Below are 14,442 nucleotides of genomic sequence, written 5' to 3'. Positions count from 1 at the left end.
GTTCTACATAGGTTTATCTGCCTGAATTTCAATTTTCGGCTTAACTTTTGGATTCTGTTCCTTCTCTACGCCGTGATTATCTTTATTGAAATAAATCAAAATAAAAGGAATGATAAAAAAGGTCAGCAGGATATAAGCAAACCCTACAAACTTCCTTTTGACAGACTGATCCCCTAGAAAAGTTGCCAGCTTTACAGGAATATTTCGGAGTGCGGGAAAAGGCAAAAACACCAACGCTCCAATAAGATTAAACAATACATGAACAAGAGCAATGCTAATGGCAGCTTCTGTTTTATAGATAGAAGCAATGACCGCAGTGATGGTGGTACCTACATTGGCGCCGATGATAAAAGGAAAAACTTTGGACAGGGACACTTTTCTATTGGCCACCGCGGGCACTATCAAAGAAGTTGTCACAGTACTCGATTGAATGGCAGCTGTAAAAAATAACCCATACATAAACGACATAAACGGGAACTTAAACATCTGCCTGCTTATTTTTTCAAAATTGGTAGAAACAAAAGTTCTAAAAACAGTATCTGACAAGAATTTTATAGAAAGAAAGAGCAAAATTATAGAAAGTATCAGTCCTATCACCGGGCTGTTAAGAATATCCAGAAGCCATGTGGTCAGGTTTCGGGTAAACAAAACGTTATAGCTGTAATCGCCTACAAATTCTGAATTGAAATCAAAAAAAGCATTGGTCAAAAATGAAGCTGTCCTGCTCAAAAACCCAAAGTATATCTCCAAGGGAAATAAGATCATTACTGTCAGGATATTGAAAATATCGTGGACGACTCCTGCTGTAAGGGCTCTTTTAAATTCCCCCTTCTTCATGATATAGGAAAAAGCCACCAAAGTACTTGTAAGAGTGGTACCGATATTTGCCCCCATCACCAACGGAACAGCCTGCATCAGGGTCAGGTTACCTGAAGCAACTACCGCAACGATCATGGAAGTCACCATCGAACTGCTTTGAACAAGTGCAGTAATCAATAAACCGACAAAAAGTCCTACAAATGGATTATTGGTGGCCTGAAAAAGATCTTCTGCCAGGATGTTGTTCATCCTGACCATCGCCACTGTCAGCAAATCAATGGAAAACATGAAAAGAACGAATGCCAATAGCATTTGAAAAATTATCAAACCCTTACTTGACTTCTGACTAGCTTCTTTGAGTTCGGTCATTTATATAAAACCCCTTATGAAGGAGTTGATTCCCTTTAATCAGGTGCAAAATAAAAGTAAAGCGAATAAATAAAAGGCGTTTTCCTGTGAATATATTGTTAACATTAAAAAAGGACCATTTCCTTTTTATAATACTTTAGTATTCCCCCAAAAGTCATTCTTTTGGTTTATGTGAAGAGATTTCTTAAAATTGTTACCTCATTATAAAATTTTTGATAGGCAAATTTGAAATCCTAAAGTAGTCTCCCTTAACAATTTGTTAATATTGACGCCAAATAAACTTCTTTAAATTTGCAGCGGAAAAAATCCTTCACCCATATCAAACATGGCTAAGCTTAAAGACCAAAATATTAATCAGGACACGCTTTCAAAAGCCGCCTATTCACTTTTTGATTTTTCAAAGAAAGAACGCCCCTATTTAATTTTCATTTGCATCCTGATCTCCATAGCTGGTATTATTTCGCCATATACGTACTTTGCGATGTGGTTTGGTTTTGCACTAGCTGCCTATTCTGCTATAGCAAATGACAGTATCCAGACTATTGGAACTTTCATTGCTTCCAATCAAAAAAGAAAGTGGTATTGGCTTTGGTTGTTTATGGGTTTGATTTTTGTTGTAACGGTGACTTACAGCTGGATCACATATAATGGCGATGTAAGTTACCAACGACTGATGGTGCCAGGCTTGGAAAAAGCCCCTGAAAGTTTTGTTTTTTTACAACTTGCCGCGCCAATTGTATTATTGGTCATGACGAGAATGAGAATGCCTGTTTCAACTACATTTCTTTTGCTGAATGTTTTCACCTATAAAGCAGGAACTATTGTGGATGTAATGCAAAAATCTCTGATTGGGTATGTTTTGGCATTTGTTATCGCCATCGCTGTGTGGTTTATTCTTGAAAAATTTGTGGAGAATTACCTCAAAGGAAAGCCCGCAAAATATTGGGATGTTTTGCAATGGATAACTTCTGGATTTCTCTGGGCAGTATGGATTATGCAGGATGCGGCCAATATCGCAGTATTTTTACCTAGACAATTGAATATTTGGGAATTTTTGGGTTTTACCTCTTTTATCTTCTTGGGATTAGGGATCTTGTTTTATCTTAAGGGAGATCGAATCCAATCTGTAATCAATGAAAAAACCAGGGTAACAGACGTGAGGGCTGCGACTTTGGTGGATTTGGTATATGGGGTCATACTTTTCTATTTCAAAATAAATAATAACATCCCTATGAGTACCACCTGGGTTTTCATCGGATTATTGGGCGGCAGGGAGATAGCAATTGCTTTGGCCAAATCCAGGAAATCGGAAACAAGAAAAGTAGGCATTATGCAAGCTATATACTTGACAAGAAGGGATATTGGTAAAGCTACAATAGGTTTGGTAGTGTCATTAATTATGGCATTGGCCATCAATGAAGGAATTAGAAATGAAGTAGTTGACTTTTTTAAGTAATTAAAAATGAGCTTCAATTTGAATGGCGTAGGTTCTCAGAAAAATCTACGCCATTTTTATTTTTACAAATAGGCAAAGGAATGGAATTATACTCGGACGCATATTTTATGAACGAAGCCATGAAGCTCGCCAAGCAGGCTTATGAGGAAGGGGAAATTCCCGTCGGAGCAATTATTGTTTGCAGAAATAAAATCATTGCCAAAGCTTATAACCAAACCGAAAAACTCACAGACGTAACCGCCCACGCCGAAATCCTGGCCATCACCTCTGCGGCCAATGCCTTAGGCGCAAAATACCTTACAGAATGTAAAATGTATGTGACCCTTGAGCCTTGCGCCATGTGTGCCGGAGCCTGTTTTTGGGCTCAATTGGGAGAAATTCATTATGGGGCTTCCGACCCAAAAAGAGGTTTCACAAGATTGACTGAAAACCTGCTTCATCCAAAAACCAAAGTAACGGAAGGATTGATGGCCCAAGAATCGAAAGACCTTCTGGATAAATTCTTCAAAAAGCTAAGAGATTGATTCATTTTAGGTCATTTTAGAACCTTTTTAAAGTCAATTTGGTTGGAAGGTAGTATGAATCAGTAGAGTTTAATATTAATGTTTAACCATAAACCTTTATAAAAATGGCTTTTGAACTTCCAAAACTTCCTTATGATTTTAATGCGCTAGAGCCGCATATCGACACCAAAACCATGGAAATCCACCATGGAAAGCACCACAACGCTTATGTGACAAACCTTAACAATGCCATCGCAGGAACTGACCTCGAGAACAAAAGCATTGAAGAATTGATGAAAGTGGCCGGCAGCAATGCAGCCGTAAGAAACAACGGAGGTGGTCATTACAACCACAGCTTGTTTTGGACCATCATGAAACCAAACGGCGGAGGAAATCCCACAGGAGAAATCGGTGCTGCCATTGATGCAAAATTCGGTTCTTTCGACAAATTCAAAGAAGAATTTGCCAAAGCTGCCGCAACACGTTTTGGTTCAGGTTGGGCTTGGCTTTGTGTAGATACCAAAAAGGAACTTTGCGTATGTTCATCTCCAAATCAGGACAATCCATTGATGGATGTTTCTGAATGTCCCGGAACACCTATCTTGGGTCTTGACGTTTGGGAACATGCTTATTACCTGAATTACCAAAACAGAAGACCTGACTATGTTGCTGCGTTTTGGAACGTTATCAACTGGGAAGAAGTAGCAAAAAGATACGCTGCTGCGAAGTAATTGACAATATTCATCATGATCATAAAGCCTTGGAAAGACCTTCCAAGGCTTTTTTTGTACCCCTTCTGTACGTTCTTTGTGTACGGTAATGTACATGTTCGAATAAGACAAAATCATTTAATCGTCTGTATTTCAGTTGTTTAAATTATTTTTTATTTGTTGGCATCCATTTTTCAATAGGGTTGGTACAGTACATGAAAACTAAACCAACCTATTATTATGAAAATTTCAACTCAGATTTTTACAGTCCTCTTATTCTTCTTTTTAGGATTGAGTAATCTTGCTGCGAAAGATGTCGCTTTGATTACCGGACAGGTCAAGGACCAAAAAGGAGAATCACTTCCATTTGTCAACGTCGCCCTGGTTGAAGCCCAGACCGGCACCCTGATCACAGGTGCCGTCACCAACGACTCCGGAGAATTTTTAATCGAGACAGCAAGATCCGGAAAAGTCCAGCTTATGGTTTCCTCCATAGGTTTTCAAACTTTCAAGTCTGAAGAATTTGAAATCAAAGTGGGATCAAACAAAGAATTCGGAATCATTTCTATAGAGGAAGAAGCTGGAAACCTTGAGGAAGTAACGGTGCGCTCCACCAGACCGGATATCATCGTCGAAGCAGACAAAACCACCATCAATGTCGAAGGGACTGTCATGGCTGATGGAAATACAGCTTTGGACGTAATCGGAAGATCACCAGGTGTCTATGTGGATGAAAATGACAACATCAACCTCAACGGCCGGCCCGGAGTGACTGTAATGATCAACGACCGTCAAACATATATGTCGGCAAATGACCTCGCCAACTTTCTCCGTTCTATGCCAGCTGACAATATCAAAAGCATAGAAATCATCAACAACCCGACTTCCAAATTCGATGCCGAAGGAACTGCCGGAGTCATCAATATTAAACTGAAGAAAAACAACATGGACGGTATGTTTGGCAATATCCAAACAGGAGGCATGTACAATGGAATATATGGTCCAAATGCAGGGATCGCACTGAACGTTAAAAAAGGAAAGTGGACCAATGCTGCCAACTTGAATTACAATGAATTCAATTTTCTAAACGACATCAGCATCAACAGAAATTTCCAATTGGATGAAGGCATTTCCAACTTTGACCAAAGCAGCGAGATCACCACGATCAATAAAAGTTTGTTTTTCAATGGCGGTTCCGATTACCAGATCAATGACAAACACAGTGTCGGAATTTCCATCCAAGCCTCCGATTACAAAGGAGAAAATGACGGAAAGTCATTTACTGAAATCGATAATCCTGGAACGGAAGACCTTTTCTTTCTTAGGTCAAACAACGAAGGGGAGAGTCAGAACAAGAGGATATTTGGGAACTTCCATTATGTCGGGCTTTTGGATACACTGGGAACCAAATTTACCACTGACGTGGATTACACCAAGATGAAATCAAATGCCTCGTCGCTGCTATCCAACAATAGATGGATCAATGAAAATGAAAATGGAGCCGCACGGGATTACATTCTAACACTCAATGAGATGGACTATAACATCTTCACCGCAAAAGTGGACTTCACCAAACCGCTCGGAAAAGGGAGAATCCTAGAAACAGGCCTAAAAGGAAGTTGGGTAAAATCGGATAATGAACTCGACCTCAGCAAAGCAATTGAAGAAGAGCCTTTTGAGCAGGATCCCAATTCCAACAAATTCATTTATGAAGAAAATGTCCTCGCTGCCTACGCAACTTACAAAAGCAAATTTTCTGAGAAAGTGAGCTATCAGGTAGGTTTAAGAACTGAATATTCCGACATCACAGGAAACTCAGTTACCTTGGAAAGAGTAGATAAACAAAACTACATCGACCTTTTCCCGAGTTTCTTTGTTCAGCAGCAAGTAAGCAAAGACTATCAAATCGTCTATAACGCCAACAGAAGGATCAACAGACCCAATTACCGATTGTTGAATCCATTTATATTCTACATTGATCCTTTGACTACCGAGCAGGGAAATCCTTACCTGAGACCGCAGTATTCCAACAACCTGGAAATGAACCACGTGGTCAAAGGCCAATACCAGTTTACTCTGGGGTATTCATTGACAACAGATGTATTCCAACAAATATTTACCCAAGATGAAGAAACCAGAACCACGACGACTTACACCGCCAACCTGGACAAATCACAAAACTGGAATTTCAGAGCCATGATTCCTGTCGAGATCCGAAAGTGGTGGAATACCAGTAACATGGTTCAAGTCAACAATGCACGTTGGAAGTCAATGATTGGAGATGCTTTGCTGGATGTGTCCCAGACCTCACTGACCCTCAGAACACAGCATACCTTCAACCTGCCTGCAGGATTCAGAGGTGAATTGATGGCGATGTATATCGGTCCTTCCCAATATGGCCAAGCTTCCATTAAGGGATTTGGATGGGTAGATGCAGGAATTTCAAAAAACCTTATGAAAGACAAGCTGAGCATTACTGTCAATGGTACCGATCTTTTCCGAACTCAGGTCATCAATGCGGCCGTGCAATTTGACAATATCGATACCCAATTCCAGCAATACAGAAGCAATCAGGGAGTAAGGTTTACCTTGAGGTATAAATTTGCCAAAGGTGAGAATTTCAAAATTTCAAACAGCAGCGGAAGTACAGAAGAAAGAAACAGGTTGGACAATTAAATAATCCCGAACCCTATGCCCATGTGGTGTAGGGTTTTTCGGGTTATTTTTAATTTCTTTATGTAAATTAGATACCCTACACAAGCAAATTTCCATCAAAACTTTAAATCATCATGGCCAAAATATTTTCGACCCTTCTTGCGGTTTTTTTCCTCCACACGCTGTCTGCCCAGACATTCGACAAAGCAAAACTTGATACATACTTTCAAACTTTGGCAGAAAACCAAAAAATGATGGGATCTGTCACCCTCTCCCATGAGGGCAAAATTGTCTATCAGAAAGCCTTCGGTTTTGCGGATCTTGAGGCAAATATCCCTGCAACTCCAGCCACAAAATACAGGATCGGATCCATCACAAAGATGTTTACTTCGGCCCTTATTTTAAAAGCTATGGAAGAGGGAAAAATCGACCTTAACCAAAAAATCGATAAGTTCTTTCCTGAAATTGAAAACGCTTCCGACATCACCATCAGCCAATTGATGAACCACCGAAGCGGTATCCACAGCTTCACCTCCAATCCGGATTACCTATCTTGGAATACCCAAAACAAGTCCCGAAAAGGCCTTTATGACCTAATCAGAGAAGGGGGAAGCGATTTCGCACCCGACTCCAAAGCCGACTACAGCAACTCCAATTATGTCTTGCTTACCTGGATTCTCGAAGACGTGTATATGCAGCCCTATTCCAATCTGGTGAAAAAATACATTACCGGACCATTAAATCTTAATGACACATATGTGGGACAAAAAACAGCAATTGCTGCGAAAGAATCTTATTCTTACAAATTTGTCAGCAAATGGGAAAAAGAAACCGAAACCGATATGTCTATTCCATTGGGCGCAGGAGCCATGGTCTCCACCACAGAAGATTTGACCAAATTCATCGAAGGACTGTTTGCCGGCAGAATCATCTCCCTCACAAGTCTGGAAATGATGAAAGAAATGAAGGATAATTTTGGAAGGGGGATGTTTGTCATACCCTTTTATGACAAAGCTTCTTTTGGTCATACCGGAGGCATTGATGAATTCAAATCCATGCTGAGTTATTTTCCGGAGCAAAAACTTGCCTTTGCCATGGCTGTAAACGGTTCCAGCTATGACCCAAACCAAGCCGCCATCGCGGTATTGAGTGCTTACTTTGGAAGGGATTATGAGATCCCGACTTTTGCCGCGAATACCCTCAAGACAGAAGATCTTGATCCCTATCTCGGTGTGTATGGAAGCGCTTCGTTTCCTTTGGAAGTGACCATAACCAAAGAAAACACCACACTGATCGGACAGGCTACCGGCCAACCAAAATTCTCATTAGAGTACAAAGAAGGCCATATTTTCATATTTACTCCGGCAGGACTGACTTTGGAATTTAATCCGGAATCCAACGAAATGACATTGAAGCAGGGTGCTGGCAATTTTGTCCTCACCAAAAAATAAAAAATCTAAAAGTTTAACGGTTTGCTACTTGAAAGGAGGCTTTTTTAAAGTCTCTTTTTATTTTATGATATAGGTAAGTCCGATGTTGAGTACGACATTTTTCCTGTCCCATCCCGGCACAAAATAATTATCAGGATCATTTGTCAGAAACCATTTGTAGTTCATAGTATTGACATATTGAAAATTTCCATGTATCAATACATTTCCAAACCTCCGTTCTCCCACGAGAGAAGGAACTATGTCTACGTATTTTGTCCGCCAATCTTTGATGTCTTCAAACCTGAAATTATAGAAATCATTGTTGTACACAATCCTTTCAATGTGGAAGGCGATTTTGCTGAAATCTCTCACCCAACCCAATTCTACCCAATTGACATTGGCGGCAGGACCATAACCGATCCCCAAAACCTGACCCAGATGGGTGTATCCATGTCTGACATGGTCATGAATATACCAAGTGTCAAGGTTAAAGATACTTTCCCTGATAGTCTGACCGGATTGGGTCATTTCTGAACTGATCTGGATAAATTGGTTTTCTTTTTTCAGAGGGATCAAAGTTGAAAATCCTAAGGTAAAAGCCCTGTTTCTTTCTGGGGTGATGATAAAATCAGCAGTTCGGATACTGTTGCCATTGGTCCCATATTCTCCGTAAAACTCAAAATGTCCTTCAGAACTGACCCATCTGAAAAATCCTGTACTGAATTGTTGTCTTCGGTCACGGGTGGGATTATGGACTTCGTAGAGGCCTTTCTCTCCATTAAAGATCGGAATGTAATCTGCAAAAGTTGACATATCGGCACTGTACATCTGGCTGACAGAACCATAGCCAATAGAAAATCCCTTGAGCCATTTTGGTTGGTATGTCAAAACCAACCCACTTAAGTACCTGTTTCCATTTTCTCTTTTTGGGACTAGGAAAGGGTTAAGCAAAAATGAATATTCCGGATAGGGCGGAAGAAATCCACTGCCTTTTAAGAAACCCGAAATAAGCTGGCCTTCAAAATATCCGATTTTTGTTTTGATGGGCTTTTGGGTATTTAAGGTAAAGTGAAGAAAACCGGGTGCATTGTTACTCATCAAAAGCGAACTTCTTTTACCAGGTCCCCACCACAGATTTTCGGTAGAAACACCAAGCGACATGCCTTTGTGGTTAAATCTGACACTTGATTGACCGGGGAGTACTCTAGCGTATTGTGCTCTCCCAAACCTCTCCGGCATGTCAATCCTGTTCATATGTTCGTAATAGAAAAAGAGTGTGGACGGCTCTTCAATCGGAAATCCTTTATAATCCTTGTTCTGAGCTAATAATACTTCCGGCTGGAACTGAAAACTAAATTTTCCATATTCTAAAAACACACCCCCGCTCGCCATATTTTGAAAACCCCTGTTGGGGATCATTGCTCCATCATTGAGTCCAAAGGGATAATTGGTGGTGAACTGAAACCTGTTGGTGAAAGGCATGACGAGAAATTTCAGTTTTTTCTTTTCACCTAAATACCGATGTGTGTTAGAGCTTTCAAAATCAATAAAAGTGCTGTCAAGGTCAAAGCCTACTTCTCTGTCAAAAACATGGACAGGCAGAATGGGTCTGATAGAAAAACTGCTTGTTTCACTCAGTTTTCCCAGAAGCTGCATCCTTCGCATGTATTCCTCCAATACCGGTGTGCCTACAGCCACTGTCTGGGAAAATCCGGAATTTTGAAAAATCAGGACAAACAGGATAATCAGAGTAAAAGCTGAAAATGATGGTGTGGCTTTTTTCATCTGATCACATCACAAATAAGGTGGAGACCTCGATTTTACCTACAGACCAGCTCTCATCACATTTTGGATCGGGGCTGTTGAGCTGCAACAATTCATCACCAAGGGTAATCTTAACTGTTGGGCCGGTATGCGAAACCAACCGGGAAAAACTATAAACGGTCGTATTTTCCGGAATGCCTGACAAATGGCAAAGCCCGGGAAGGTTGGTTCTTACAGCTCCGGTTTTTGGCAAATTTTGACGGAAAAAATTATTCGGATAAGATTGCATCAGGCAAAATCCAAATACACAGGCAGTATTGGAGAATGTGGTCCTCATGACCTCCTCTCCCTCCACGTTCATGTACCAATAATCAGGGCCTCCTATATTATCAGGATTGCCATCCCAAGAGTCATGGACAAATAACTCAACGGTAACTTTGACAATATTATGGGAGGGCAAGGAGGATAAGTTCAGAGTAACTTCTTCATTATGATAATTTCCAAGAATGGTGTCATTTTCAAAAACCATCAATCGGCCATTTTCAATATTATTTAAGTCTCCTCCAGAAAAATCATTGGAATAAACGAGGTCATTTCCTTCACAGTCACAGACAGTATCCTGCTGACAGGAACTTAGACCCAAGACTAATGGGAATAAAAAAATCAGGAAAGTCGACTTGTTTTTAATCGGCATACAAGGGAGATATTTGCTGCATACCTGATGGTATTCTTTGGCAGGTAAAATTCGGAATGCAAATAAATGAATTTTTGATGGAATAAGAAGCTAAAATGGTTCATTTTGACTAAAGGTAAAGCAGAAATTGTAAAAGCAAAACAAGCCTTGAAAACCATCAAATCCAAATTACCGGACAAACATGGGCAGATAATAAATCAGGCTTACTCCGAGCTTTTATGGAAGGGGTGGACATATCGAAAGATTACACGGATTCCTATACTTTTCCTCTTGGTAGAAAGTATAAACCATAGGAGCTGTCATATTTTTGTCCTGGGTACCCATTCGAGGCACATAGAGTGGCTTGGAAAAAAACTGATTAAATTCCCAAATTAGGCCTTTGAATTATACAGAACAGGAGAATTAAATTTAACGTTTATTATTTCCAACCCGATTTTTAGTTTATACCTAAATTATTAATCTTTTCCAGGTTCCGCTTCCATTATGTAGCTCTTCTTTTGAGGAAGAGTAAAAAACTTAAAGTGGTCAGGGAGGATAACTTATTCGTTTTAAAACAATTATGCAGGAAATTATTCGGCTTGATAGAAATCCATCAGGTTTAAAATAAAGTCTTTCTTTAACAGGGTTTTTTAGCAAAGCTGGAATGAAAGATGTTATGAACCAAAAAGTTTTCAATATGGTTACTGAATAATATTTTAATTATAAAGTTTAAAAAAATAAGATGCAAGAACACATTTTTTTAGCCGAGGATGATGAGGAGGATAGGGATCTCTTTACCCTTATCATTTCTGAAATTTCTGCAGATTATAAAATTTTTGTTGCCAAAGATGGCATCAAATTTATGAGCCTGCTTAACAATGCAAATCAATTACCGGTCTTCATTTTTTTGGATCTAAACATGCCACTCAAAAATGGATTAGAATGTCTACAAGAAATTAAAAACTCTGAAAAGTGGAAACTTATTAAAACCGTCATTCTTTCCACCTCATCACATCCTGAGCAAATAAAAGACATGTATAAAATGGGTGCAAATCTGTATATGAAAAAACCCAACAGCTATAGTTCATTCAAAGATTCGTTATCAAAATGTTTTCAAATGGATTGGGACACATTAAAATAAGCCAAAATTAAATATAGAAAAGGTGTTTATACAAAATTTAAGAGCTCTTACAGCTGATTGTCATAAACAGCTTGAAACAAATAATTTGTCGTTGGCTTTATTGAGTGATCACGTTGATGAAAATATTTACCATAATTATCTGATTCGATTATACGGCTTTGTCAAAGGTTTTGAGCAATTCATTTATCCAATATTGCCTCTTCATTTTAAAAATGTGAGCGAGCGTAAAAAAGCCCAATTTATCGAAGAAGATTTGGGCAATTATGGTGTCGCCTCCAATAAAAATACTTCTCCATCAGAATCCTTTTTTAGAGAAACATATCCTGATATTTACAGTGCGGCAGGCGCCTTGTATGTATTGGAAGGCTCAACGCTCGGAGGTCAAATAATTTTAAAACACCTTCAAAAAAATCTTTCTTCCGGGTTTGTGAACTCGGCCTATTTTTCTGCATACAAACAGAAAACAGGCAGTATGTGGAAGGAATTTTTACAGCAGCTGACTGCACTGCCGCCATCGGCGCTCGAGGAAAAGCAAATAATAGCAGGTGCCATTATTACTTTTAAAATAATAGATGGTTTACTTAATGACAACCCTCTAACCTTTACAACATATGAGCATTGAAAGTATCATAAATGAGGATGTGGTATCCATTACAAACTGCGAAAGTGAGCCCATTCACATACCGGGCAGTATTCAGCCGCACGGGTTTTTACTTGCAGTCACTGTTGTTGATTTTACAATTGCATATTGCAGTGAAAACTGTTTTGAATTTTTAAATAAAACACACGTAGAGTTATTGGGGATAAAACTTGAGGACATTTTTGACAAAAAAGATGTTATCAATATTGAACAACAGTTTAACAATGCATCGCAAGAACTTGCAAAACCTTTTGTGATGAATTTTGGGGAAAAAAGTTTTCATGTAACAGCACACGCTTCCAATGAAGTAATCGTATTGGAATTTGAAATTTTTTCAGAAGAAAAAATGGAACTGCCGGACATTTTTATCCAAATGAAACGATTTGCATATTATACTGAGCGTGCAGATAATCTTCAAAGTCTTTGCCAGGATATTGCTGATGAAACCCGAAGCATTACCGGTTATGACAGGGTAATGATTTACCGCTTTGACAAAGAGTACAATGGAGAGGTATATGCAGAAAGTAAAAACGAAAACCTTGATCCTTTTTTAAATTTACACTATCCCCATACGGATATTCCTGTACAGGCCAGGGCGCTTTATCTGCGCAATTTGGTAAGAATGTTGGTAGATGTTTCTTATACACCAGTACCTATTTTTACCATTAGTGAGGGTTCAAACAAAAATAAAAATCTCGATCTGAGCGTGGCAAATTTAAGAAGTGTTTCGCCAATCCACCTGCAGTATTTAAAGAATATGAAAGTGGGTGCCACTTTTGTAATTTCACTAATTCATCATGGCAAATTATGGGGTTTAATTTCTTGTCACCATAACAGCGCCAAGCACATTCCATATTATATCAGACTTTCAGCACATTTACAGGGCATATTTCTTTCATCACAGATAGATGTAAGACAGACAGCAGATGAATTTGAGCTTGCTAAAGAAACGGAAAGGAAAATAGTTGATTTACAGAATCTTTTGATCAAAAATCAAAATAATATTACGGATAAAAGTATCCTCGTAAAACTAAAAGATTTAATAAATGCTGATGGAGTCATTCTTCATTTTAATGAAACAAATTATGTCGAAGGGTTGCTGCCAAGTGAGCCTGAAATTGAGGATTTAATTGTTTGGCTAAAATTAGAAAAGGGTTCCCAAAATTTTTCCACCCATCAATTGCACCGACATTTTGCCGGTGCAAAACAAATTTCAAATGCCATTGCGGGTGTAGTGTATTTACCCCTAAGTGATAAAAATTGTATTGTATGGACAAGAAGAGAAATGGAGAAAAGTATTTTTTGGGCAGGCAACCCCTCTAAGGCCATTGAGAAAAATGATGAAAATTCAATGCTTTCACCACGTAAATCATTTGAGGTTTGGAAAGAGACTGTGAAGCTAAGCAGTTCAGAATGGAAAACTCCAGAACTTAAGGAGGCCGCTGCAATATCAGTTTCTATTCAACGTCAATTGCATTTGGCGGATTTAATGGCAGAGGAAAAAAGGTATGTAACACTCAATGAGAAATTGCAAAAATCAAATGATGAACTTGCCAATATGAATTGGATAAGTACCCACGATTTGAAGGAGCCTTTAAGGAAAATTCAGATGTATGGTTCCATCATCCTTGAAAAAGATGGAGCCTTGATACCTGATTCTGTGAAACAAAACATTCTCCGAATGCAGAATTCTGCAAATAAAATGCAAACATTAATTAATGATCTGCTCACTTATTCCAAAGTTGTGAATGAAGAAAAACAGCTTGATACTGTGGATCTAAACACAATCATCCAAGATATTTTGTTAGATTTTAAAGAAAATATTGAAGAAAAAAATATTTCCATAGAATTAAAAAATTTACCTTCTGTGTACGGAATTAATTTTCAATTAAGGCAACTGTTTTTAAACCTAATCAGCAATTCAATTAAATTTACCCGGCCTGAAGTAACGCCCGTAATTAGCATTTCCAGTGAAATTGTGACCAGCAACAAAATTGAATTTGAATCACAAATATTTCATAAAATTATTGTAAAAGATAATGGAATAGGGTTTGATGCCGTCTATAAAGAAAAGGTATTTAAAATATTTCAACGCTTAAATAGTCAGGCAGAATTCATGGGTACAGGTATTGGCTTATTCATTTGTAAAAAAATAGCCGAACTTCACGGAGGTTACATTGAAGCACATGGCGTTGAGGGTGAGGGTGCAATTTTTTCGGTCTATTTCCCCGTATAAAATCAGTCGATTTTGAGTTAAAAATTTGATTTACAAAGACAGACAG

The 14,442-nt window shown here is 38.7% G+C and carries 11 protein-coding genes; 8 read left to right on the top strand and 3 right to left on the bottom strand.

Annotated features, from left to right (window positions below):
- Positions 1-3 precede the first annotated feature (3 nt).
- Positions 4-1,188, bottom strand: a complete 1,185-nt coding sequence (locus DQW11_RS08100) for a Na/Pi symporter (RefSeq protein ID WP_113923548.1) — start codon at positions 1,186-1,188, stop codon at positions 4-6.
- Positions 1,189-1,513: 325 nt separating this feature from the next.
- Here DQW11_RS08100 and DQW11_RS08095 point away from each other — a divergent pair, with 325 nt between their 5' ends.
- The 5 genes from DQW11_RS08095 (at position 1,514) to DQW11_RS08075 (ending at position 7,963) form a co-directional block, all read left to right on the top strand.
- Positions 1,514-2,644 carry a hypothetical protein gene (locus DQW11_RS08095; RefSeq protein WP_113923547.1) on the top strand — a complete coding sequence of 377 codons (1,131 nt, stop codon included), beginning with the start codon at positions 1,514-1,516 and terminating at the stop codon, positions 2,642-2,644.
- An 80-nt stretch (positions 2,645-2,724) separates the two neighbouring features.
- Positions 2,725-3,168, top strand: a complete 444-nt coding sequence (locus tag DQW11_RS08090) for a nucleoside deaminase (protein WP_113923546.1) — start codon at positions 2,725-2,727, stop codon at positions 3,166-3,168.
- A 104-nt stretch (positions 3,169-3,272) separates the two neighbouring features.
- Positions 3,273-3,878 (top strand): superoxide dismutase, encoded by a 606-nt coding sequence (locus tag DQW11_RS08085; RefSeq protein ID WP_113923545.1) that lies wholly within the window; start codon positions 3,273-3,275, stop codon positions 3,876-3,878.
- A gap of 219 nt (positions 3,879-4,097) precedes the next feature.
- On the top strand, positions 4,098-6,533 hold the full coding sequence (locus DQW11_RS08080; protein ID WP_113923544.1) for an outer membrane beta-barrel family protein: 2,436 nt from the start codon (positions 4,098-4,100) through the stop codon (positions 6,531-6,533).
- A gap of 113 nt (positions 6,534-6,646) precedes the next feature.
- Positions 6,647-7,963, top strand: coding sequence for a serine hydrolase domain-containing protein (locus tag DQW11_RS08075; RefSeq protein WP_113923543.1), 1,317 nt, complete (start codon positions 6,647-6,649; stop codon positions 7,961-7,963).
- 57 nt (positions 7,964-8,020) lie between these two features.
- Here DQW11_RS08075 and DQW11_RS08070 read toward each other — a convergent pair whose 3' ends face one another.
- Both DQW11_RS08070 and DQW11_RS08065 read right to left on the bottom strand, forming a co-directional pair.
- Positions 8,021-9,727, bottom strand: coding sequence for a capsule assembly Wzi family protein (locus tag DQW11_RS08070; protein ID WP_157966070.1), 1,707 nt, complete (start codon positions 9,725-9,727; stop codon positions 8,021-8,023).
- Between the two features lie 4 nt (positions 9,728-9,731).
- Positions 9,732-10,400, bottom strand: coding sequence for a hypothetical protein (locus DQW11_RS08065; protein ID WP_113923542.1), 669 nt, complete (start codon positions 10,398-10,400; stop codon positions 9,732-9,734).
- Positions 10,401-11,121: 721 nt separating this feature from the next.
- Here DQW11_RS08065 and DQW11_RS08055 point away from each other — a divergent pair.
- From DQW11_RS08055 to DQW11_RS08045, 3 genes are read left to right on the top strand one after another with little or no spacing between them, the layout of a single operon-like run.
- On the top strand, positions 11,122-11,520 hold the full coding sequence (locus DQW11_RS08055; protein ID WP_113923540.1) for a response regulator: 399 nt from the start codon (positions 11,122-11,124) through the stop codon (positions 11,518-11,520).
- 22 nt (positions 11,521-11,542) lie between these two features.
- Entirely contained in the window at positions 11,543-12,142 is a 600-nt protein-coding gene (locus tag DQW11_RS08050) for a biliverdin-producing heme oxygenase (RefSeq protein WP_157966069.1), read from the top strand.
- Entirely contained in the window at positions 12,132-14,396 is a 2,265-nt protein-coding gene (locus DQW11_RS08045) for an ATP-binding protein (protein ID WP_113923538.1), read from the top strand. Before DQW11_RS08050 ends, DQW11_RS08045 begins: the two co-directional genes overlap by 11 nt.
- Positions 14,397-14,442 lie beyond the last annotated feature (46 nt).

Source organism: Cognataquiflexum aquatile (assembly GCF_003316845.1).
GTDB classification, from domain to species: Bacteria; Bacteroidota; Bacteroidia; order Cytophagales; family Cyclobacteriaceae; genus Cognataquiflexum; species Cognataquiflexum aquatile.
This window is presented reverse-complemented; position numbering and strand designations above follow the sequence as displayed.

Bases quoted from the DNA above. Each gene is read 5' to 3' on its own strand.
- DQW11_RS08100 (WP_113923548.1), bottom strand. From the start codon at position 1,188: ATGACCGAACTCAAAGAAGCTAGTCAGAAGTCAAGTAAGGGTTTGATA.
- DQW11_RS08095 (WP_113923547.1), top strand. From the start codon at position 1,514: ATGGCTAAGCTTAAAGACCAAAATATTAATCAGGACACGCTTTCAAAA.
- DQW11_RS08090 (WP_113923546.1), top strand. From the start codon at position 2,725: ATGGAATTATACTCGGACGCATATTTTATGAACGAAGCCATGAAGCTC.
- DQW11_RS08085 (WP_113923545.1), top strand. From the start codon at position 3,273: ATGGCTTTTGAACTTCCAAAACTTCCTTATGATTTTAATGCGCTAGAG.
- DQW11_RS08080 (WP_113923544.1), top strand. From the start codon at position 4,098: ATGAAAATTTCAACTCAGATTTTTACAGTCCTCTTATTCTTCTTTTTA.
- DQW11_RS08075 (WP_113923543.1), top strand. From the start codon at position 6,647: ATGGCCAAAATATTTTCGACCCTTCTTGCGGTTTTTTTCCTCCACACG.
- DQW11_RS08070 (WP_157966070.1), bottom strand. From the start codon at position 9,727: ATGAAAAAAGCCACACCATCATTTTCAGCTTTTACTCTGATTATCCTG.
- DQW11_RS08065 (WP_113923542.1), bottom strand. From the start codon at position 10,400: ATGCCGATTAAAAACAAGTCGACTTTCCTGATTTTTTTATTCCCATTA.
- DQW11_RS08055 (WP_113923540.1), top strand. From the start codon at position 11,122: ATGCAAGAACACATTTTTTTAGCCGAGGATGATGAGGAGGATAGGGAT.
- DQW11_RS08045 (WP_113923538.1), top strand. From the start codon at position 12,132: ATGAGCATTGAAAGTATCATAAATGAGGATGTGGTATCCATTACAAAC.